General features: G+C 71.4%; 21 protein-coding genes and 1 pseudogene. 11 read left to right on the top strand and 11 right to left on the bottom strand.

Translation table 11 applies throughout. The annotated features are described in order from the left end of the window. The first annotated feature begins 11 nt into the window (after positions 1–11). The 4 genes and pseudogenes from JK364_RS11595 (at position 12) to JK364_RS56950 (ending at position 4259) form a co-directional block, all read left to right on the top strand. Entirely contained in the window at positions 12–1709 is a 1698-nt protein-coding gene (locus tag JK364_RS11595; protein ID WP_201850372.1) for an FUSC family protein, read from the top strand. Between the two features lie 319 nt (positions 1710–2028). Next, positions 2029–3051: pseudogene (locus JK364_RS11590) on the top strand (chitinase); the annotation flags it as partial. Positions 3052–3135: 84 nt separating this feature from the next. Next, a complete protein-coding gene (locus tag JK364_RS11585; protein ID WP_201850368.1) occupies positions 3136–4131 on the top strand; it encodes an aldo/keto reductase in 996 nt (331 codons plus the stop codon). Then, a complete protein-coding gene (locus JK364_RS56950) occupies positions 4128–4259 on the top strand; it encodes a hypothetical protein (protein ID WP_269146217.1) in 132 nt (43 codons plus the stop codon). The genes JK364_RS11585 and JK364_RS56950 overlap by 4 nt, the downstream gene beginning before the upstream one ends. 68 nt (positions 4260–4327) lie before the next feature. On the opposite strand, the gene JK364_RS11580 is transcribed toward JK364_RS56950, so the two are convergent. Further along, entirely contained in the window at positions 4328–5101 is a 774-nt protein-coding gene (locus tag JK364_RS11580) for an oxidoreductase (protein WP_201850366.1), read from the bottom strand. 94 nt (positions 5102–5195) lie between these two features. Between JK364_RS11580 and JK364_RS11575 the strand changes: the two genes are divergently transcribed. Beyond that, positions 5196–5771 (top strand): TetR/AcrR family transcriptional regulator, encoded by a 576-nt coding sequence (locus JK364_RS11575; RefSeq protein WP_201850364.1) that lies wholly within the window; start codon positions 5196–5198, stop codon positions 5769–5771. A gap of 10 nt (positions 5772–5781) precedes the next feature. Here JK364_RS11575 and JK364_RS11570 read toward each other — a convergent pair whose 3' ends face one another. After that, positions 5782–6651 (bottom strand): helix-turn-helix domain-containing protein, encoded by an 870-nt coding sequence (locus JK364_RS11570; protein ID WP_201850361.1) that lies wholly within the window; start codon positions 6649–6651, stop codon positions 5782–5784. Between the two features lie 176 nt (positions 6652–6827). Between JK364_RS11570 and JK364_RS11565 the strand changes: the two genes are divergently transcribed. From JK364_RS11565 to JK364_RS11555, 3 genes are all read left to right on the top strand, one after another. Then, positions 6828–7745 carry an alpha/beta hydrolase gene (locus JK364_RS11565; RefSeq protein ID WP_201850358.1) on the top strand — a complete coding sequence of 306 codons (918 nt, stop codon included), beginning with the start codon at positions 6828–6830 and terminating at the stop codon, positions 7743–7745. A gap of 131 nt (positions 7746–7876) precedes the next feature. Then, a complete protein-coding gene (locus JK364_RS11560) occupies positions 7877–8875 on the top strand; it encodes a glycoside hydrolase family 64 protein (protein ID WP_201850355.1) in 999 nt (332 codons plus the stop codon). A gap of 108 nt (positions 8876–8983) precedes the next feature. Continuing rightward, positions 8984–9817 carry a class I SAM-dependent methyltransferase gene (locus JK364_RS11555; RefSeq protein WP_307841232.1) on the top strand — a complete coding sequence of 278 codons (834 nt, stop codon included), beginning with the start codon at positions 8984–8986 and terminating at the stop codon, positions 9815–9817. Between the two features lie 19 nt (positions 9818–9836). On the opposite strand, the gene JK364_RS11550 is transcribed toward JK364_RS11555, so the two are convergent. The 6 genes from JK364_RS11550 to JK364_RS11525 are packed head-to-tail and all read right to left on the bottom strand — an operon-like array spanning position 9837 to position 16026. Beyond that, positions 9837–10586 carry a DNA alkylation repair protein gene (locus tag JK364_RS11550; RefSeq protein WP_230991768.1) on the bottom strand — a complete coding sequence of 250 codons (750 nt, stop codon included), beginning with the start codon at positions 10584–10586 and terminating at the stop codon, positions 9837–9839. A 35-nt stretch (positions 10587–10621) separates the two neighbouring features. Further along, a complete protein-coding gene (locus JK364_RS11545; RefSeq protein ID WP_201850350.1) occupies positions 10622–11086 on the bottom strand; it encodes a ribose-5-phosphate isomerase in 465 nt (154 codons plus the stop codon). After that, entirely contained in the window at positions 11083–12828 is a 1746-nt protein-coding gene (locus JK364_RS11540) for a dihydroxyacetone kinase family protein (protein WP_201850348.1), read from the bottom strand. The genes JK364_RS11545 and JK364_RS11540 overlap by 4 nt, the downstream gene beginning before the upstream one ends. After that, positions 12825–14285: an FGGY-family carbohydrate kinase gene (locus JK364_RS11535; RefSeq protein ID WP_201850346.1), complete on the bottom strand. Its 1461-nt coding sequence runs from the start codon at positions 14283–14285 to the stop codon at positions 12825–12827. Before JK364_RS11535 ends, JK364_RS11540 begins: the two co-directional genes overlap by 4 nt. Next, positions 14282–15352: a 2-hydroxyacid dehydrogenase gene (locus JK364_RS11530; RefSeq protein ID WP_201850344.1), complete on the bottom strand. Its 1071-nt coding sequence runs from the start codon at positions 15350–15352 to the stop codon at positions 14282–14284. Before JK364_RS11530 ends, JK364_RS11535 begins: the two co-directional genes overlap by 4 nt. Before the next feature lie 5 nt (positions 15353–15357). After that, positions 15358–16026, bottom strand: coding sequence for an HAD family hydrolase (locus JK364_RS11525; protein WP_201850341.1), 669 nt, complete (start codon positions 16024–16026; stop codon positions 15358–15360). Between the two features lie 178 nt (positions 16027–16204). On the opposite strand from JK364_RS11525, the gene JK364_RS11520 reads away from it, so the two are divergent. From JK364_RS11520 to JK364_RS11510, 3 genes are all read left to right on the top strand, one after another. Further along, on the top strand, positions 16205–16993 hold the full coding sequence (locus tag JK364_RS11520) for a DeoR/GlpR family DNA-binding transcription regulator (protein WP_201850339.1): 789 nt from the start codon (positions 16205–16207) through the stop codon (positions 16991–16993). A 104-nt stretch (positions 16994–17097) separates the two neighbouring features. Further along, complete coding sequence (locus JK364_RS11515) at positions 17098–18408, top strand: MFS transporter (RefSeq protein ID WP_201850330.1); 1311 nt, start codon at positions 17098–17100, stop codon at positions 18406–18408. A 147-nt stretch (positions 18409–18555) separates the two neighbouring features. Continuing rightward, positions 18556–19248 carry a carbon-nitrogen hydrolase family protein gene (locus tag JK364_RS11510; RefSeq protein ID WP_201850328.1) on the top strand — a complete coding sequence of 231 codons (693 nt, stop codon included), beginning with the start codon at positions 18556–18558 and terminating at the stop codon, positions 19246–19248. Between the two features lie 71 nt (positions 19249–19319). Here the strand turns inward: JK364_RS11510 and JK364_RS11505 are convergent, their stop codons facing one another. The 3 genes from JK364_RS11505 to JK364_RS11495 form a co-directional block, all read right to left on the bottom strand. Continuing rightward, complete coding sequence (locus JK364_RS11505; protein WP_307841231.1) at positions 19320–19964, bottom strand: hypothetical protein; 645 nt, start codon at positions 19962–19964, stop codon at positions 19320–19322. 148 nt (positions 19965–20112) lie between these two features. Continuing rightward, positions 20113–20547: a hypothetical protein gene (locus JK364_RS11500; protein WP_201850324.1), complete on the bottom strand. Its 435-nt coding sequence runs from the start codon at positions 20545–20547 to the stop codon at positions 20113–20115. 259 nt (positions 20548–20806) lie between these two features. Then, positions 20807–21340 (bottom strand): hypothetical protein, encoded by a 534-nt coding sequence (locus JK364_RS11495; RefSeq protein ID WP_201850322.1) that lies wholly within the window; start codon positions 21338–21340, stop codon positions 20807–20809. Positions 21341–21575: the final 235 nt, after the last annotated feature.

Genomic DNA, 21575 nt, shown 5'->3' with positions numbered 1-21575 from the left:
GATGCTACGCAATGCTTACGTTCTCGACGCGGCTACGCCGGGCACCGCGCTTCGACCCGAAGTGGCTGCGTCTGCGGGCGACCGCCGTGACCATGGCCACCGTGCTCGGTACGTTCGGCTGGGCGCTGCTCATCGAGCACGCGGCCGGGCTGCGCGTGGACAGCGTCGTACAAGCCGTCGTGATCGCCTCCGCTCTCGGGCGGGTGCAGCAAGTCCTGGACCACACCGACCGGCTGCCGGCGTGTGCCGTGCTGCCGTGCGCGGCGGCCGGCGGAGCGGAGTTGGCCACCTTGCTCCAGCGCCATCCCACCGTGGGTGACGTGGTCTTCGCCCTGGGCGTGGCCGGGGCGATCTGGTTGCGGCGGTTCGGAGTGCGCGCCACGCGCGTGGGCACTCTCCTCGTCCTGCCAATGGTCGCCGTCCTGGTCGTGCCCGGTGGCGCCGGGCCCGCGGGCGGGCACGAGCGCACCGGGTGGGCGGCGGTGATGGCGCTGGTCGCGGTCGTCTGGGGAGCACTGCTGACGTGGGTGGCGCAGCGCACCCGGCTCATCCGCAGGCCACCGGCGGCCGAAGTGGCCGCGGCAGCGGCCGGGCCACGGCGTGGCGGGATACCGGCCGCCACCCGGATACCGGCCGCCACCCGCATGGCGGCGCAGATGGCGGTCGCGCTGGCGGCGGCGTTCGCCGTGGGCCGGATGCTGTGGCCGGACCACTGGACCTGGGTGGTCCTCACCGCGTTCCTGGTCTGCAGCGGTGCGCGAAGCCGGGCGGATGTGCTGGTGAAGGGGGTGTGGCGGACGGTCGGTGCCGCGGTCGGCACGGTGGCGGCGGGCGCCCTCACCGGATCGTTCGGGCCCCGCTCGGACGCCGCGGTGGTGCTGATCTTCGCGGTACTGGCGGTGGCCACCTGGCTGCGGGAGCTGAGCTACGCGTACTGGGCGGGCTGTGTCACGGCCGTACTGTCACTGCTCTACGACTGGTTCGGGCAGAGCCCGGGGGGCTTGCTGCACACGCGGCTGGCGGGGATCGCGGTCGGCGCGGTCCTCGGCATCGCGGCGTCGTGGCTGGTGTTGCCGATCCGCACCTCTTCGGCGGTGCGGGCCCGCACCGCCGCCGCGCTGGCCGCCCTGACCGAACTGCTGGAAGCCGACTGGCGCGACGGCCGGGCCGTCCGCATGGCCCACGCCCGCTTCAGCCACCGCGTCGAGCAACTGGGTGTGACCACCGCTCCGCTGCGGACCCTGGCCGCGCCGCCCCTTCCCCGCGCGCTGTCCGTGCGGCGACGGCGGAGCGTCGCCGCGCTGCGCGCCGTGGCGGCACTGCGGCACTGCGTCGAACCGGTCGGCGATCTCGCCACCGCCGTCATATCGAGGCCGGACGCGCTCGCCGACGACCCTGGCCTGCGCGGGCGGCGTGGCGAGGTGGCGGCGCACACACTCGCCGTACGCCGCGCCATCGGCCGCCGCCCGGCACCACCCGGCACCCCCGCCTCGGCTCCCCCGACGAAGGCCCGCCCCACCGGACCGGAGGCGGCCGTGGCCGTGGCCGTGGGGGCCCTTGCCACGATCGGCAGCCAACTCGACGTACTCACCGAGGTGTTCGGGCGGCCGCCGATCCCACCCGCGTCGCAACCGGCCGCGGCCACCGACCGCTCCTCACGCATACGGCCGACCACCCATGGAGCAAACTCCGCGGCGACGCAACACTGAACGTGAAGATCCGCTGCCCGTTTTGGTCCGGACCATTGACACTAGTGGTCTAGTCCTGTTGTCTCGTGGGCGCGCAACCTCCCCCATGTCTCCCGTCCATCCCTCCCCCTTCCCCCTCTCCCCCCACACACACTTCAGCTCCGCCTTCCCCCCACACCAAGGAGCGGCCCCCATGAGCCTCCGTATCCCCTTGAGCAAGAGGGTCCTGACCGGCGTGTGCGCCTCCGTCGCCGCGGCCGGGCTGCTCGCCACGGTCTCGACGACGACCGCCGACGCGGGTACCACCTCCGACGCTGGTACCACCTCCGCCACCACGAAGGCGGCACTCCCCGACCACGCGCTCGTGGGCTATCTGCACTCGAGCTTCGCCAACGGCTCCGGATACACCAAGATGGCCGATGTCCCCGACAGCTGGGACATCATCGACCTGGCCTTCGGCGAACCCACCTCCACCACCTCCGGCGACATCCGCTTCAGCCTCTGCCCCCAGAGCGAATGCCCGAACGTCGAGTCGGAGGACGAGTTCAAGGCCGCCATCAAGGCCAAGCAGGCCGCGGGCAAGAAGGTGCTGATATCCATCGGCGGGCAGAACGGCCAGGTGCAGCTCACCACCACCGCCGCCCGCGACAAGTTCGTCGAGTCGGTCGGGGCGATCATCGACAAGTACGGACTGGACGGCCTCGACATCGACTTCGAGGGCCACTCACTGTCGCTGGACGACGGCGACACCGACTTCAAGAACCCGAAGACCCCCGCGATCGTCAATCTCATCGCGGCCGTGAAGTCGCTCAAGGCGAAGTACGGATCCGACTTCGTCCTCACCATGGCTCCGGAGACCTTCTTCGTACAGCTGGGCTACCAGTTCTACGGCTCGGGCGCCTCCGGCGGCCAGGACCCCCGCGCCGGGGCGTATCTGCCGGTCATCCACGCGCTGCGGGACGATCTGACCCTGCTGCACGTCCAGGACTACAACTCCGGACCGATCATGGGGCTCGACAACCAGTTCCACACCATGGGCAACGCCGACTTCCACGTCGCGATGACCGACATGCTGCTCAGCGGCTTCCCCGTCGCGGGCAACGCCGACAACGTCTTCCCCGCGCTGGACCCGTCCCAGGTGGCGATCGGCCTGCCCGCGAGCCCCAACGCGGGCAACGGCCACACCACGCCCGGTGATGTGACCAAGGCCCTCAACTGCCTGACGAAGAAGAGCGACTGCGGCGGCTATGAGCCCCACGGCAGCTGGCCCGCCCTCCGCGGGCTGATGGCCTGGTCGATCAACTGGGACGGCTTCAACGGCGGCGAGTTCTCCAAGAACTTCGACACCTACTACGGCCGTTGAGCCATCGCCCCGGTCATGGGCGTCGATGGCTCCCATGACCGGGGCTTGCCTTCGTGTGCGCTTCAACCCCTACCGTTCACCGGCATGGAGACCATGGCGCACAACAGAACGCTGGGCCGCAGTGGCATCGAAGTGAGCCCCCTCGGCTTCGGCTGCTGGGCCATCGGCGGTGAGTGGCAGTCCACCGACGGGCAGCCCCTGGGCTGGGGCAAGGTCGACGATGACGAGTCCGTGCGCGCGATCCGGCGCGCACTCGACCTCGGCGTCACCTTCTTCGACACCGCCGACGCGTACGGCACCGGCCACAGCGAACGCGTGCTCGGCCGCGCCCTCGGCAAGCACCGCGACGATGTCGTCGTCGCCACGAAATGGGGCAATGTCTTCGACGAGCGGACCCGGATCCGCGAGGGCCAGGACGACTCCCCGGAGCACGTACGCCGTGCCCTGACCGCCTCACTGCGACGCCTGAACGCGGACCACGTCGACCTGTACCAGCTCCACATCTCCGACGCCGACCCCGAGCGGGCCGCCCAACTCCGCGATGCCTGCGAGGAGTTGGTACGGGAGGGTCTCATCCGCGCGTACGCGTGGAGCACCGATGACCCCGACCGGGCCGCCGTCTTCGCCGAGGGCCCGCACTGCGCGGCCGTCCAGCACCGTCTGAACATCCTCCAGGACGCACCCGAACTCCTCGCGCTGTGCGCGGAGTCGGACCTCGCCAGCATCAACCGCAGCCCCCTCGCCATGGGGCTGCTCGCCGGCAAGCACACCGCCGGGCGCGCCCTGGACGACGGGGACATCCGCAACGCGCCGCCCGCCTGGCTGCCGGGGTTCATCGCGAACGCGGGCGCGGACCCGGTCTGGCTCCGGCGGGTCGAAGCCCTGCGGTCCATCCTCACCAGCGACGGCCGCACCCTCGCGCAGGGCGCCCTCGCCTGGATCTGGGCCCGCAGCCCGCGGACGATCCCGATCCCCGGCTTCCGTACGGTCGCCCAGGCCGAGGAGAACGCGGGCGCGATCGCGAAGGGACCGCTCACGGCCGGGCAGATGGCCGATGTCGAGCAAATCCTGGGGCGGTGAGCGGCTGCCGCATCGTTCGCCCCGGCTCGGTCCTGGAGGCCCTGTGCGACAACCTCCGCTCCGTCGAGGACCTCACCGATGTCCACCCGATGTCCACGCGGCCGCCGACCTCTTCACGCGCGATCTGACCGCACCCACCGGCGGTTCACCAGGCTGATGGCAGTCCGGCCTCGTTCCGTGTGGGTGGGGTCGCGGCTCAGACCACCGGGATGATGCCGCCGTCGACCCGGAACTCGGCCCCGGTGAGCCACTTGCCGCGGTCGGAGGCGAGGAACGCGATCATCTCCGCGACGTCCTCGGGTTCACCGGGACGCCCCATCGGCACCTTCAGGTGGTCCACGATCTGCTGCTTCACCTCGTCGAAGGAGACCCCTTGGCCGTCGGCCAGCCGCTGGAGATGGCCGACCGCTCCCTCCGTGGCGACGAAGCCGGGCAGCACGCACACCACGCGGACGCCGTGCTCCCCCACCTCCGTCGCCAGTTCGCGGCTGTACGCGTTGAGCGCCGCCTTCGCCGCGGCGTACGACGCCTCGGCACGCTGGGGGAGCCGGCTGGCGATCGAGGAGACGTGCACCACGACGCCGGAGCCGCGCTCGACCATCCCGGGCACCAGGGCCCGGTCGATCCGCACGGCGCTGAGCAGGTTCATCTCCAGGTCGGCGAGCCAGGACGCGTCGGACCGCTTCAGGGTCGGCATCGGGGCGGTCGCGGCTCCCGCGTTGTTGACCAGGACGTCGATGCCTCCGACGCTGTCCAGCACCCGTCGGCCGAGGTCCGCCACCCCCTCCTCGGACCGCAGGTCCACGGGGAAGAAGGTGGCCGGGAGGTCTTCCGGGGGCGCGGTGCGCGAGGCCGTCAGTACGGTCGCGCCGGCCGCGGCGAAGCGACGGGCCGTCGCCTCTCCCAGTCCACGGCTGCCACCGGTGACCAGCACCCGCAGGCCGCTGAGCCCCTCATCCACGATCGTCATGCGCGTACTCCTTCAGTAAGGTGAACTGGACTCCGGAAACCGGCTCGACAAACTGTACACATAACCGGAGTCCGACTCACCTTATGGAGGACTGTTGCCGTCATCACGCCCGCTGCGCGCCGATGCCCGCCGTAACCGCGAAGCGCTCCTGACCGCGGCGCGCGAGGCCTTCCTGACCGGCGACGCCGACGCCCATGTGGAGGAGATCGCCCGGCGAGCCGGAGTGGCGGTCGGTACGCTCTACCGCCACTTCGAGACGCGCGAAGCGCTCGTCGCCGAGGTGTACCGACAGGAGGTCGCCGAACTCTGCGCGGCCCCCGCCCGGCTGCTCGCGGATCACGCCCCGGACGAGGCTCTGCGCCGTTTCCTGCTGCTGCTCGTGGAGCACTCGGCCGTGGGCAAGGGCATGGCCGAGGCGCTGGAGAGCATCATGGCCACGGACTCCCCGATCTTCGACGACACGCGCGCCGAGATGGCTCATGCCCTTGATGAGCTGCTCGCCGCGGGGGTTGCCGCCGGTGCCATCCGCCCCGGCATCAGCGGACGCGTCCTTCTGCGCGCGCTCGGCGGCATCTGCGGAATGCGCGCCAAGGGATGGGAGGACGATGCGGTACGCATCACCGCGATCTTCTACGACGGGCTGCGCTACGGCGCGACGGGCCGCGGCTGAACGGCCCGCGTCAGCCGTCCGCCACGGAGTGGCCGGTGGATTGCGCGGCCCATGAGGCGAGGATGCGCAGCCGCTCGTGGCTGGGTGTGCCGGGCTCGGCGGTCAGCGTGATCAGCTGCTGGTCGGGGTCGTCGGCGCAGGTGAGGAAGGACCAGTCGAGGGTGAGCTCGCCGACGACCGGATGGTGCAGGACTTTCGTGCCCGTGCCCTGGACGGCGACGCGATGGGCGCCCCACCACCGCCGGAAGTCGGGGTCCTGAAGTGACAGCTCGCCCACCAGTTTGGCCAGCCGTGGATCGTTCGGGTCCCGGGCGGCCTCCATGCGCAGCTGCGCCAGGCTGGTCTGCGCCACCCAGTCCCAGTCCGGGTACAGCGCCCTGATGGCCGGTTCGCGGAAGACCAGCCGTACGAAGTTGCGCTTCTCCACCGGGATGCGCGCGAAGTCGGTGAACAGGGCGGCGGCCATGGGGTTCCAGGCGAGGATGTCCGTGCGCCGGCCCAGGACGACGGCCGGTGTGGTGGCGAGGTCGTCCAGCAGCCGCCGCAGCTGTGGGTGGACCTTCTGCGTGGTGCGCCGCCGGGGCCGGGCGGCATCCCGGCCGGACAGTTCGAACAGGTAGGCACGCTCGCCGTCGTCGAGCCGGAGAACGCGCGCGAGGGTGTCCAGCACCGGTTCGGAAGCCTGGCGGCGGCCCTGCTCCAGGCGCGTGTAGTAGTCGGGGCTGATCGACGCCAGCAAGGCCACTTCCTCCCGGCGCAACCCCTTGACCCGGCGCCTGCCCGCCGAATCGGGCAGCCCGACCTGGGCCGGGCTCAGCTCCCTGCGCCGCGCCTTGAGGAAGGCGCCCAGTTCGCTGTGGTGCGCGTCGCCGCTGCTCATAGCCCCAAGTCTGACAAACAACGAGGCCCGTGACAGGGGGCCTGGCCTGTCCCAGGACAGCGTTGTCCGGGGACACAAGCCGCCCCTTACCCGCCCGCGTACCGCGTGCGAGTGTCCGGTGGTGTGGACCGGCGGACGGCCCGCCCCACTCACCCGCACCCAGGAGCCACGGAACCGTGAAGACCAACGTCACCTTCCCCAGCAGCCATCTCGCCATCGCCGGGATCCTCTTCACCCCCGACGACCACACCGGCGGCCGGTTGCCGGCCGTTGTCATCTCCCACCCGGGAGGCGGTGTGAAGGAGCAGAGTCCGAGCATCTACGCCGAGCGGCTGGCCGGCGCCGGGTTCGCCGCGCTCGTCTTCGACGCCGCCCACCAGGGCGAGAGCGAGGGCGAGCCGCGAGGTCTGGAGAACCCCTTCCAGCGGGCCGAGGACATCAAGTCCGCCGTGACCTATCTGACCACTCGTGACGACATCGCCCCGGACCGTATCGGGGCGCTGGGCATCTGCGCGTCCGGCGGTTACGTTCCCTACGCCGCGCAGACCGACCACCGCATCAAGGGCGTCGCCACGGTCAGCGCCGCGGACCTCGGGTCGGTGTTCCGCGAGGGACTGGGCCGCACCCAGGACCCGGCGGTCCTCCAGGCCATGCTCGACCAGGCCGGCGCGCTGCGCACCGCGGAGGCGCGCGGCGCGGCCCCGCGGCTGGAGGCGTGGATTCCCGGCAACGCCGAGGAACTGCTGGAGACCGCCACCCGGCAGTTCCGGGAGACCTACGAGTTCTACCGCACCCCGCGCGGCTACCACCCCCGCGCGAACCAGGGATGGGTGCTGCGCGGTATCGACCTGATCGCCCAGTACGACTCGTACGCGTTGATCCGGCTCATCTCGCCCCGCCCCCTGCTGATGATCGCCGGTTCGGAGGCGGAGACCGCCTACTTCAGCCGGGAGGCGATCGAGAAGGCGGCCGAGCCCAAGGAACTGGTCATCATCGACGGCGCCACCCATATCGACCTGTACGACAGGGACGCATACGTCACCCCCGCCGTGGACAAGCTCACCGAGTTCTTCGGCACGCACCTGGCCGGCTGACCGCCCGCCGCCCCCATCCGCGATCAAGAGCCACTTCACTTCTTGAAGACCAACTCCTTGACAAGGACATGAAACCCGACAACTCTTCGTGAGAGCGCTCTCACCATGGCCCCCCACACCAGGAGAGAACCATGCCCCCCACCGCACTGCGGCCGCTCCGGCGCCGAGGCCACGCCCGCCTCGCCGCCGCGGCCACGCTGGCACTCGCCACGTTCTGCTCCCTCGGCGCCATGCCGTCGGCCGCCGCCGACAGCGACGCCGGCAACAGCCACAACGGCCGCCACAGCGCCCGCGCCGAGGGCCAGCCGCCGGACGACTTCTGGGGCGACACGAGCACCATCCCGCCCGCGAAGAACGTCCTCACCGTCAAGATCCTCAACCGGACGAACGGAAAGTACCCGGACGACCAGGTCTTCTGGACGTTCAACAACGAAACACACTCGATCGCCGAGCAGCCCACGCTCGACATGCCGGCGAACTCCGCGGGCCGGATGTACTTCCACCTCGGCTCGCCCGACAGCAAGTACTCCGACTTCATCGAGTTCACCGTCGGGGACGACGTCTTCAACGGCAACACCACCCGCGTGGACGCGTTCGCGCTGAAGCTGGCGATGCGGCTGCACGCCCACGACGGCTTCGACGCACAGGTCGGCGAGGACTACGAGACGTTCCAGGAGGACCGGGACGCCACCTGGAAGAAGTTCGCCGACGCCATGCCGGCCGAGTTCGCATCGCTGAGCGAGGTCGAGAAGCCGTACCGGATCCTCGCGCCGGGCAGCGTGCCCGACTTCCGGGAGGGCGGCAAGTACGCGGACTACATGAGCGGTTACGCCAAGACGGTCGGTATCGACGCGCCCACGTCCGACATCTTCGGCTGCGCCGGGGTGCTGGCCAACGAGGCGGGGAAGTGCTCGGCGCTGAACCGGCATGTGGCGCAGCTGCCCGAGGACCAGTGGTCGGATCCGGGCCAGTACTACAAGGACGCACCGGCGAACTACTACGCCAAGTTCTGGCACGACCACGCCATCGACAAGCTCGCCTACGGCTTCCCGTACGACGACTTCGCGGGCCAGTCCTCCTTCGTCTCGCACAACGACCCGCAGTGGCTCGAGGTAGCCGTCGGCTGGTGACCCGCTGACCCGTCCCACCCGCCCGGTGCCCGTCGGCCATCCGGCCGGCGGGCACCGCCGGTTTAACCAGTGGCGGCTCCGTGGATGAGCCCCATAGCTTGTGCGCCCGTGACTGGTGATCCGGAGAAGCGTGCGAACCGACGTGACCTCGGTCGGGTGTTCAACGAGGTGGCCGAGGTCTACGACCGGGTCCGGCCGGGGTACCCCGACGAACTGTTCGCGGACCTTGTCGCCATCACCGGCATGGACGAGCGGTCGTCGGTGCTGGAGGTGGGCTGCGGTACCGGTCAGGCGACGCGCTCGCTGGCAGCGCTCGGATGTTCGGTGACCGCCGTCGAGCCGGGCCGGGAAATGGCCGCACTCGCGCGCCGGCGGCTCGCCACCTTCCCCAATGTCGACGTCGAGACATCGACATTCGAGGAGTGGGACGACCGCGGCGCGCGCTTCGACGCCCTCGTGGTCGCGTCCTCCTGGCACTGGGTCGACCCGTCGATCGGCCGGCGGCGAGCGCACGACGTGCTCCGCCCCGGAGGCCGGCTGGCGCTGCTCGGCAACGTCGTCGTCCGCAGGCCGGGAGAGCCGGAGGTGTACGCCGAGACCGCCGATCTCCACGAGCGGTTCTGCCCCGGGAACCCTGACTGGGGCCATCCGCCGCTCGAGGACGACGTACGCGGCGCCGACGAGGGCTGGGGGCCGGTCGACGACCCCGGCGGCCTGTTCGGCCCGCCGATCGTGCGCTGGTACCCGGCCGTTCAGTGGTTCAACGGGGCGGGCTTCGCCGATCACCTCCGCTCGACGTCGCTCTACCGGAGACTCGACCGCGACGTCCGCGAGCCCCTGCTCGACGCCATCGCCGAGCGCATCCTCACCCGGATGGGTGACCGGGCGTCACGCCGCTATCTGAGCGTCCTCCGGGTCGGCCAGCGCGGAGAGGTTCCGTGAGCTCATCGGGCCGCGCCCGCTACCCCAGCGCCATCAGGGAAGCGCGCGTCTCCTTGTCCATCTTCTCGATCGCGTACCGGAATGTGTCGCGGCTCATCTCGGTGTGCCACGTGCGCAGGAACTCGACCACCTCGTCCGGATGGACCTCGGCGGTGACCTTGAGCAGCCACCCACAGCCCTTCCGCACATACACATCGTCGTCGTGCATCAGCCGGGTGCAGTTGTCGAAGACGTGGGACGGCGGCAGTTCGAACACCGCCCGCCCCACCTTGCGCCGGACGAACTTCACGACGGCCACGTTCGCGGCGCGCCTCGCCCAGCCGGACCGGGATTCGACCCAGGCTCGCGTCCGCGGGATCTGATCGAGGTGTCCGCGGAAGAACGGGTACAGCAACTTCAGGCACAGGTCGTCGCACTGCGCCCAGTTCGACACATACGATCCGAGCCAGTGCTCACAGCGGTCGAGCAGTTCGGGGCCCAGCCCGGCCCTCGCGACCTTGTGCAGGACCGCGAATCCCAGCAGGACCTCTTCGTGGTAGGTGGCGCGCGACAGGACTTCTTCCGCGAGAGCCAGCCTGGTCGCCGCGGGGACGTCCGGCCGCTCGCGGAAGTAGTCGTTCGCGATCTCCACGGCGGAGGCATTGCTCACCCCGAGCGCGCGGATCCGCCGCGGAAAGTAGCGCTGCATTCCGACCGCGAAGTCCGTGTCGGCCCTCGCCGCGAGGGATCCCAGAAGGTTGTCGGCCGCCGCCGCCACGTCCATTGCCATGCTCCCAGTGTGCGGGAGACCGGCCGTGGCGACGATCAGCCCTCGTAACTCCGGATGGCGGCGACCTTCTCCGCCGACGTGGAGGTCTCGTCGAAGCTCTGCGCGAGCCAGTCGTCGGTGAGCGCACGGGCGAGCTCCAGGCCGATGACGCGCTGGCCGAAGCAGAGCACCTGGGCGTTGTTGCTGAGGACCGAGCGGCGCACGGAGTAGCTGTCGTGGGCGGTGACCGCGCGGATGCCGGGGACCTTGTTGGCGCTGATGGCCACGCCGAGGCCGGTGCCGCACACCAACAGGGCGCGGTCGGCGGTGCCTTCGGCCACCCGGCGGGCCGCTTCCACGGCGACATGCGGGTAGGCGGTGTGCTCGTCGCTGCCCACGCCGACATCGATGACCTCGGCGACCCGGGGGTCGGCCAGCAGGTCCCGCTTGAGGACTTCCTTGTAGTCGTAACCGGCGTCGTCGCAGCCGACGACGATCCGGAAGGCATGCGCGGTGGTCATACGGGATCGCTTCCTGTCGTGGCGCGGAGGGTGGCCACCGCGGTGAGCACCGCGGCGAGTGAGGTGGCTCCGGGGTCGGGGGTGCCCACGCTGCGGTCGGCGAGGGGGCGGGCGCGGCCCAGGCGGGGGCGCAGCCCGGCGGTGTTCTCGGCGGCCGTACGGGCTTCGGCCACGGCGGACGCGTACGCCCCGGACACCGGGGCTCCGCTCCGCAGCCCCGTCGCGAAGGCGGTGGCGAACGGTGTGAGGGCGTCGACCAGGGTTTTGTCGCCCACTTCGGCCCCGCCGAGCGAGGTGACGGCGGTGAGCGCTTCCGCGGCGGCGGACGCCAACTCCTCGCGCCCCGGCGCCCGGTCGGCGGGCAGCGCGGCGCCGATGGCGCGCAGCCCCACCCCCCACAGCGCCCCCGAGGTGCCCCCGGCCTCCGCCGCCCAGGCATCACCGGCGGCGGCCAGCACCGCCGCCGGGGCGAGCCGGTCGGTGTGCGCCTTTTCGGCGGCCGCGAGTGCCGCGTCGACGCCCTTGCACATGCCACGGCCGTGATCGCCGTCGCCCGCCACCGCGTCCAGCCGGCCCAGTTCCTCCGCGTCCCGGTGCAGTACGTCGCGGGCGGCGCGCAGGGCGTGGACGGCCAGCTCGGCGACCTCGGCCGCCGCGCCGGACGCCGTGGCGGCGGACCGCTCCGGGCGGCGCGGGGCCGCGGCGGGCCGTACGGCGGTGTCGGCCGGCGGGGACTCGGGCGGTGCCGTACGGCAGAAGGCCGGGGTGTCGGCCGGGGCGAGCCACAGCCGTTCCAGCTCCTCGTCCAGCCAGCTCAGGGTCAGCGAGCAGCCTGCCATGTCGAGACTGGTGACGAGTTCGCCGACCTCGGGGCGTACGGGTGTGAGCCCCGCCTCGTCCAGCTGACGGGCCACGGCGCCCCACAGCACGTACAGCTCCTCGTACTTCGTGGCGCCGAGCCCGTTGAGGACGACCGCGACCCGCCCGTCGTCGCCCACCCCGGCGGGCCGGTCCGCGAGCAGCCCCGTCACCAGGGCGCGGGCCAAGTCCTCCGCGGTGCCCAGGGTGTCCTCGCTGACCCCCGGTTCGCCGTGGATGCCGAGCCCGAGGCCCAACCGGCCCTCGGGAACGGTGAACAGGGGCGCTTCGGCGCCCGGCAGAGTGCAGCCGTCGAAGGCCACTCCGAGCGTGCGGGTACGGGCGTTGGTGTGCTCGGCGACGCGGATGACCTCCTCCAGGGAGGCGCCTTCCTCGGCCGCCGCCGACGCGGTCTTGAAGACGACGAAGCCACCCGCGATGCCACGCCGCCGCGCCGTCTGGTCGGCGGGGGCGGAGGCGATGTCATCGGTGACGGCGAAGCAGCGTGCGGCGATTCCGTCGCCCGCCAACTGCCGTGCCGCGAGGCCGAAGTTCATCACGTCCCCCGCGTAGTTGCCGAAGAGGAAGAGGACACCGCCGCCCGCCTCCGCCGCCTCGGCGACCGAGCGGGCGCGGGCGGCCGACGGAGAGGTGAAGACATCACCGATGACCGAGCCGTCGGCGAACCCGGGGCCGACGACACCGCAGAAGGCGGGGTAGTGGCCGGAGCCGCCGCCGGTGAGCACGGCCACCTTGCCCGCGCGGGCGGGGCGGGCGCGCACCACACCGCCGGGCACGGCCCGTACGTGCCCGGGATGGGCGGCGGCGAAGCCCGTGATCATGTCGTCGGTGAACCGGGCGGGGTCATTGAAGAGCCTGGTCATCGTGTGCTCCAGCCTTCGCGTGCGATGTCGAGGGCCTGGCGGTAGGCGGCATAGCCCTCGGCGTAGTGGTCGATCAGCCCGCGCTCGGCGGTGACGGTACGGAGTTGGGCGCGCCAGGCGCCGGGGTCGACCGGCGTGCCCAGGGAGCGCCAGGCGACATGGGCCGCGCCGCGGATGCCGACGGCGTCGTCGCAGACCTCCAGATCGCCGCCGAGGACCCCGGCGAAGATGCGCGCCCACTCCCCGGAGCGCGCGCCACCGCCGCAGGCGGTGACGGTGCGGGTGACGCCGAGGGTTTCCATGCAGTGCCGGGCCGAGTAGGCGACGGCCTCGCACAGCGCCCGTACCAGGTCGGCGCGGCCGGCCAGCGGGGAGAGGCCGTCCAACCGGCCACGGGCCCGCGGGTCGACGAAGGGCGCCCGCTCGCCGCTGGTGGACAGGAACGGCAGCGCGGTGACGCCCGCGGCGCCGGGCGGGGACTGGACGAGCAGCGCGTCCAGCGCCTCGATCTTCACATCGAGCAGCTTCAGCAGCCAGTCCAGGCCCGCGGTGCCGATCATGGCGGGCATGACCCGCAGGAACCGGCCCTCGTACGGAGTGGCCAGCACCATTCCGGCCGGGTCCTCGGCGAGGGCCGGGCGCGGCTCGGTGTCCAGGACCTGGGCGGCGAGGGTGGTGCCGATGATCAGGTTGCCCTCCCCCGGTTCGGCGACTCCCGAACCGAAGGCGCAGGCCGGGATGTCGAACGGGCCGCCGGAGACCGGCAGCCCCGGGGGCAGGCCCAGGCGTCTCGCGGCCTCGGGCAGCAGCCGGTGCAGGGTGCCGGGCGGCGCCGGGTCGGGCAGCAGCCGGCGGTGTGCGGACAGCCCGCACAGCTCGAGCGCGGTCTCGTCGTACGTACGGGTGGCCACGTCGAGGAACGGCTGCGAGGCGTCGGAGACATCGACGGTCACGGCGCCGGTCAGCCGTTGTACGACGGCGTCCACGCAGTACCCGGCGGTCTCGGCCGCCGCCAGCCGCTCCGGCTCGTGCTCGGCCAGATGTGCCAGCAGGGGTGCCGCGGAGCCCGGGAAGAGGCCGACGCCGGTGCGCCGGTGCAGGGCGTGCAGGGTGCCGTCGGCGGTCCACCGGTCGAGCCGGTCCGCGGCCCGGCCGTCCATCCAGGACAGCGCGCGGCCGACCGGGGCGCCGGAGGCGTCGCGCAGCCACAGACCGTCGCCCTGCCCGGTGAGGGCGAGGGCCTCGACCGGTTCGTCGCCCAGCTGCGCGGCGTCGGCGAGCGCCGCCCGTACGACGGTCTCCACGGTGCCCACGACATCGTCCAGGTCCTGCTCGACGCGGTGTCCGGGCAGGGTGTAGACGGTGCTGCGGGCCTCGTGCGCGGGGGTGGTCCGGCCGTCGCGGGAGATCAGCTGGGCCTTGGTGACCGAGGTGCCGATGTCAACTCCGACGATCATGGCCGGCTCCCGGTCAGCACCTCCGGATTGGCCACGTGCCGCAGCGGTTCGCCGCGCAGGAAACGGGCGGCCTCACCGGCGGTGATCAGGGCCGCCCGGTCGGCGGTCCGCCGGGTGGCGCCCGCCAGGTGGGGGGTGGTGATGACGTTGGGGGCCCTGTGCAGCGGCCAGTCGGCCGGGGGCGGCTCGATGTCGTAGACGTCGAGGGCGAGCGCGCCGAGCCGGCCGGACTCCAGCAGACCGGGCAGCGGCGCGTAGTCGAGCAGCTCACCGCGGGCCGAGTTGACGAGGACGGCGCCCTCGGGCAGCAGCGCGAGGTTGCCGGCGTTCAGCAGATGCCGGGTCTCGGGGGTGACCCGGGCGTGCAGGCTCACCACGGAGCTGCGCCGCAGCAGGTCCTCCAGGGCGGTGAGCTCGACACCGTCGGCGTGTGCCTGTGCCGGGTCCGCGTACGGGTCGGAGACGACGACGTGTGCGCCGAAGGCACGCAGCACCCGGGCCACGATCGAGCCGATGGCCCCGTACCCGACGAGGCCGACGGTGGCGCCGTCGAGCTCGAGACCCGCGTTCTCGTAGGCGTAGTAGTCACCACGCCAGGTGCCCTCCTTGAGGGCCGCGTCGGCGTGGGTGATGCGGCGCATGGCGGCGAGGATCAGGCCGACGGCGAATTCGGCGGCCGCGGCGGCGTTGCGACCCGGTGTGAAGGTGACGGGGATCCCGGCGGCGGTGGCGGCGGCCAGGTCCACGTTGACCGGGCCGCCGCGGGCCACGCCGATGAACCTCAGGCCGGGCGACTCGCGGATGACACGGGCGGTGAAGGGCGCCATCTGGGTGAGGGCGACACTCGCGTCGCCGAGCGCCTCCAGCACCTGCTCCTCGGTTCCGCTGGCCTCCTTGACCCCGCCGTTCCCCTGCCCGTCGGCCCCCACCGGCCCGAAGGGTTCGTTCGGCCAGCGGGTGCGCAGCGTGCGGAAGGTCAGCCCGGTGGAGGGCAGTCCCTCGCTCAGGGCGGCGGAGAAGAGGCCGGGCGCGATGAAGTCGTCACCGGCTACCAGGACCGTGGTCATGTCGGTCACTCCCCTCGGGTCTCGAGCCTGCTGAGCAGGAAGTCACGTACGGCATGGTGGTCCGAAGAACGGTAAGCGGCGGCGGCCAGGGCGTCCTCGGCGGGTGGGTACTGCGGATTGGGAATGGCCACGACGGTCATCCCGGCGGCCGCGGCGGCGCGCAGCCCGTTGCTGGAGTCCTCCACCGCCAGACAGCGCTCCGGGGCCACGCCGAGGGCGCGCGCGGCGGCCAGATAGACGTCCGGGCTCGGCTTTCCGCGCTCCACCTCGGCGCTGGAGACGGTCGCCTTGAAGTGGTGGTCGACGCCGTGGTGGACGAGAACGGCGTCGATGACCCGGCGCGGCGCGGAGGAGGCGAGCGCCACGGGCGCGAGCTCGGCGGTGGCGGTGACCATGTCCCGGGCTCCGGGCAGCAGGCCGATACGGCCATCGGCCAGGGCCTGGACCATGCCGTCGACGACGGCCCGCTCGGTGCTCGCGGCGGCGTCACCCGCCCCGCAGAACCGGGTGAGGTAGGCGGCCCATTCGGGGGCGCTCATCCCCTGGACGTCGCGCGTCTGCTCGGGGCCCCATGTGCGGCCGCGTGCGGCGGCGTAGGCGGCCCACAGCTCCTCCCACAGATGCTCGCTCTCGACGAGCACGCCGTCCATGTCGAAGACCACTGCGTCGGCCATGCGTACCCCTGATCTCCCGGCTGATGATGTCTGGCTGGCGGGGCACGGAGATGTCCGTGCGCCCGGCGGTGTCCGCCAGGTGGTGGCACCCGGCGGGGTCCGTCACAGCGAAATTAACAGTCAGAGCGTGAGTTGTCACTGGTTCTATGTGAGAAATAAACACGGCAGGATGGTGGGCATGACTACTCCCCCGTCGTCGCGCGGTGCGCGGCAACAGCGGCAGCAAGTGATCGTCGACCACGTTCTGGCCCAGGGGGACGCCACCGTGTCCGAACTGGTCGAGCTGACCGGCGTCAGCCTGATGACGGTCCACCGGGACATCGCCGAGCTGGCGGACCGCGGCATCCTGCGCAAGTACCACGGCGGCGTCTCCGCGCAGCCCTCGATGGTCTTCGAGTCCAGCTCGGACTTCCGGCTGCATTCGCACGCCGAGGAGAAGCGGGCGCTGGCCCGCGCCGCCCTGCGGTTCGTGGCCCCGGGGATGTCGGTGATGCTGGACGACTCGACCTCGGCGCTGGCCCTGGCGCGGCTGTTGCCCGAGGTGGGACCGCTCACCGTGGTGACCAACTACCGCCTGATCACCGAGGAGCTGAGGAGCGCCGAGGGCATCCGGCTGATCTGTGTGGGCGGCGAGTACTCGCGCACCCATGACTCATGGATCGGCCTGCCGGCGATGGACATGATCAGCGGCGTCTCCGTCGATCTGAGCGTGCTCTCCACCTCGGCGATCACCGCGGGCATGACGTTCCACCAGGAGCAGGAGATCGTCAGCATCAAGCGGGCGACCCGGCAGGCGGGCGCGACGAGCGTGCTGCTCATGGACCACAGCAAGGTGGGCCGTCGCGCACTGCACCGGCTGGAGAGCGTGGACTCCTTCGACCATGTTCTGCTCACCGGCCCGGTGGACGAGGAGCTGCTCCGGGAGATGCGGGAGCTGACGGATGTGAGAGTCGTCGAGACCGACTAGTTACCATCGATTCTCGTTATTCTTACCAGACCTCTTGATATTTCTCTCGGCTCGCTTGAGTATCTGCGGTCGTACTCCGTCATCCCCGCAGAGTGGAGAAAGCGATGCCGAAACCCTTGATCCTGGGCTATCTGGGCGTACTCCTGTTCATGATCGGCGACGGTGTCGAATCCGGCTTCATCGCTCCGTACATGGCCGATCACGGCGCGGCGACGGACGTACGGGCCGGGTACGTCATCACGGTCTACGGCATCGCCGTCATGCTGGCGTCGTGGTTCTCCGGCGCGCTCTGCCAGGTGTGGGGGCCACGCCGGGTGATGTGGACGGGCCTGGTGATCTGGGCCGTCTTCGACGCCGCGTATCTGCTCTTCGCGCTGGGCACCGAGAACTACCCGCTGATGCTGGTCTTCTACGGCATCCGGGGCTTCGGCTATCCGCTCTTCGCGTTCGGCTTCCTCGTATGGATCACCAACACGGCACCGAAGGCCCGGCTGGGCACCGCGGTGGGCTGGTTCTACTTCGCCTTCACGGGCGGCCTGCCCACCCTCGGCTCGCTGTGGTCGAGCCTGACCATCCCCTCGTTCGGCCGCATGGGCACACTGTGGTCGGCACTCGTCCTCATCCTCATCGGCGGCGCCATCGCCCTGGTCGGCGCCCGGCGGAGGCCCGGCGGTGACCGGATGGCGCCCCCGGAGGTCACCACCGGCGAGAGCCTGCTCAACTCCGTCTCCATCATCTGGACCCATCCGCGCGTGCTGGTGGGCTGCCTGGTCCGGATCATCAACACGGCCCCGGAATTCGGCATGCTGGTGTACCTGCCGCGGATCTTCTCCGACGACGTCGGCTTCGGCGAGGACAAGTGGCTCCAGCTGCTGGCGATCATCTACGGCACGAACATCTTCTTCAACCTCATCTTCGGCGTCCTCTCCGACCGCATCGGCTGGCGCACGACCATCGCGGGCTTCGGCGCGCTGGGCTGCGCTATCAGCGTCACGACGCTGTACTTCGTACCGACCTGGCTCGGCCCGGACTACTACTGGGTCGCGGTGCTCGCGGGCATGTTCTACGGCGCCACCCTCGCGGGATTCGTGCCCATCTCGGCCCTCATCCCGTCGATGGCGCCCGAGAACAAGGGCGGTTCGATGGCCCTGCTCAACCTGGGCGCGGGCGGCGCGGCCTTCGTCGGCCCGGCCGTCGCCAGCCTCTTCCTCCCCCTCGTCGGCGCCGGCGGAGTCACGCTGATCTTCCTCGCCCTCTACCTGGTCGCACTCGTCCTGACACTGACGCTGAAGCTCCCCGAGGAACGCGACGGCGAGCCGTCGGCCCCGAGCACGACGGACGACGGCCAGACGCCCCGCACGGACACGGCCTCGACCACCTCCCCGACCACCTCCTCGCCCGCCACGTCCGCCTGAGAAGCCGATGCTCTTGGCGGGGAACGGGAGGGCGCGGTGTGCGCCCTCCCGTTCCCTGCCAAGACCGCTACAGGGCGGCGATGGCCGCCGTACAGGCTTGGATAGGCTGATCGCGCGACTACGACTCGGCGAGGGGAGTTCGGGGTGGTGGCACAGCCGTTGAGCATCGCGGTGGCACAGCCGAGGTGCGTGGCTCATGACGTGGCGGCCAACGCGGTGGCCCACGCGGAGGCCGTTCGGGCGGCGGGCGCGCGGGTGGTGGTCTTTCCCGAGATGTCGCTGACGGGATACGAGCTGGACGCGACGCCGGTCGCCCCGGACGATGAACGGCTGGCTCCGATCGTCGCCGCGTGCGCCGCCACCGGGACACTCGCCCTGGTCGGCGCGCCGGTGGCGGGTCCGCGCATCGGCATCCTGGCGTTGGACGGAGAGGGCGCACGGGTGGTCTACGGAAAGGTCCACCTGCACCGCGGCGAGGCCGTCCACTTCGTGCCCGGGGAGCCCGCCGTGATCGACGTGGACGAGTGGCGGCTGGGTCTCGCCGTCTGCCGCGACACCGGTTTCCCCGAGCACGCCGCGAAGACGGTGGCGCTGGGGATCGACGGCTACGTCGCCGGGGTCGTCCACGCCGAACACGAGGCCGGGCTCCATGGCGAGCGCGCCCGCCGGGTCACCGCCGACCATGGTGTGTGGGCCGCCACCGCCGCCTTCGCGGGTCCGACCGGGGGCGGCTTCGACCGCACATCCGGCCGTTCGGGCATCTGGTCCGCGGACGGGGCGCTGATCGCCGAAGCGAGTGCCGCGCCCGATGCGATCGCGCGGGCGGTCTTCGTCAAGTGAGCCCGGCTTGGTCAAGTGAGCCCGGCTCCATCAGGTGAGCCCGGGGCGGAGCGGCCGCGGGAGTCGTCGCGTCAGAGCCGGAACGCCCTGGTCACCCGCTCAGTGAGCTCGTCTTCCGTCGTCGTGGTGTCGACCTGGATGGTGTGCAGTCGGAGACGCTCGGCCTCCTCCTCGATGCGCGTGGTGAACATGCGGTCCCGTTCGGCGAGGTTGCGGCCGGCCCTCGCCGGATCGCTGGTCCTCCAGACGAACCCTTCCCCCGGTACCGACCGACTCCGGATGGCGGTCCGACGGAAATCGGGGGTGGGAAGAAGCCAGACCGCGTGTTGAGGAGCGTCGAGCAGCGGCTTTACGAGGCGCGGGAGCAGCCGGAACCCCTCGACGATGACGCGGGGCTCCGGCGGCAGGCGAAGGAGGTCTTCGACGATCAGGCCGAAACCCTCACCCCGAAACCAGTGGAACGTCTCGAGCATGACCTCCGGGGACCGGTTCACCCATCGCTCGTCCATGTCCATGGCGATGAACCGATGCAGAAGCGGCGCCTCCTCGGGGGTGGCCCGCCCGGCGTGATCCCGCATCACATCGTCGGTCGCGTAGAGCCGCCAACCGTAGCGGTCGGCGAGCCGGCGGGCGGTGGTCGACTTGCCCGCGCCACTCCCGCCGCCGATCCAGAAGACGTGGCGCAGCCGCGCCGCGAGCTCCGGGGCGTCGGCCACTTCTTCATCCTGTCCGGGCCGCATTTCTCTCCGATCCAAGGGGCCGACCAGGTGAAGGTACCTGGTCGGCCCCGAGGTGTCGCGGGAGCGCGCACAAGCGCGCACATACGCCCGCGCGCGGTGGCCACCCCGCAGGGGGATCCGATGGTCAGCTGACGGTGAAGTCGATCCTGGCCGCGTGCGGAGCGTCCCAGGCGCGGATCTTCGGGGTGGCGATCTGATTGCCCCACGGGACGGTGCAAGCGCCACCGCCCGAGCCGCAGTTGTACCAGTGGCTGACGCCGTTGGCGTCCATACCGAACGCCTGCATGGCGGCGTACTGGTCGGTCGCCGTCCACCTGTAGGTGACCTTGAGGCCGGGGACGCCGGTGATGGAGCAGCTCGCGTTCCCGTAGCTGTACTTCACGGCGGTGGCGACGACATTGCCGCCGCAGGAGGACGTGGCGGCGCTCGCGGGCTTGGCAGCGCTCGCGGGCTTGGCAGCGCTTGCGGACGGGGCGGCGCTCGCGGACGGGGCCACCGCGATGCCGCCGACGACCGCGGCCGCCGCCGCGGCCAAGGCGATGCGCTTGGACGGCCTCATGCGAATTCCTGTGTTGCCCACTGTGTTCACTCCGTTCAGAGACGACCACGCGATTGGCGAGGCGGTGCGGACAGACCGTGCGGTCCGGCTTGCGACACCAACCCTGGGGCCGGTCCAACGTAAGAGCCACGACCCGCGGGATCATGGGCACCTCGCGGGATGTCTCCCCCTCTGACCTGCGACGATGCAATACGCGGTGACCATGTTCCGGGACGCTGCGGCACGCCGCACGCCGCACGCCGCACACCGCACGCCACCGCTACTCGGCCGCGGGCCCGGCGGCCGGCACCCGGCGGCCGGCGGTGGCCGCTCGCGTCGCGAGGCCGATGGTGCGGGTGAGCGTCATCGCCACGGCCATCAGCAGCAGCGCGTCGGTGAGGGCGTCGGTGGTCACCTGGTGGTCGACCATCCAGCGGCCCAGCCGCTGGGCGAACCAGTGCTCCGTTCCGTACGAGAACGCGGCGCGTGCCCCGACCACGACGATCCACAGCGCCGCGTAGGCGAAGCCCGCGCGGCTGACCGGCTTGCCGGTCGTGGGGCTGGTGTAGACCGTGGTGAAGGTCATCGCCAGCAGGCCGACGATCAACCCCGCGACGACGGCGGCGAGTTCGAGCGCCAGGCCGGAGCCGTGGGTGGCCGGGCTCTTGATGAAGAGGGGGACGATCGCGGCGGTCATCAGCAGCGGCCGCAGGATGCGCAGCTTCCCGATCTTGCGGTGGGGTCCGAGGTCCGCCTCCAGGACGGCGATCAGGACCGCACCGTTGATGATCATGGCTTGACCGATGGTGGACATGGGATGGCGAGCCTCTCGGTGGACGGTTTGCCGGGGATCCGGCTCGCTCAGGTTGGTGCCGGTACGCGTTCCCGCACGCCGTAGCGGGGGGTGACCTCCGGGGTGATCGCTTCGGCCGCCCGGTGGTACCGGTTCCCGGCGGGATCATCCGCGGATCACCCCGCGGATCACCCCGGAGGTCACCGCTCGGGGTGACGCGGTGCCCCGCGGGCCTTCCTAGCCTCGGGGCGAGTCA

The sequence above is a fragment of the Streptomyces endocoffeicus genome (assembly GCF_016741935.1).
Classification (GTDB): Bacteria; Actinomycetota; Actinomycetes; order Streptomycetales; family Streptomycetaceae; genus Streptomyces; species Streptomyces endocoffeicus.
This window is presented reverse-complemented; position numbering and strand designations above follow the sequence as displayed.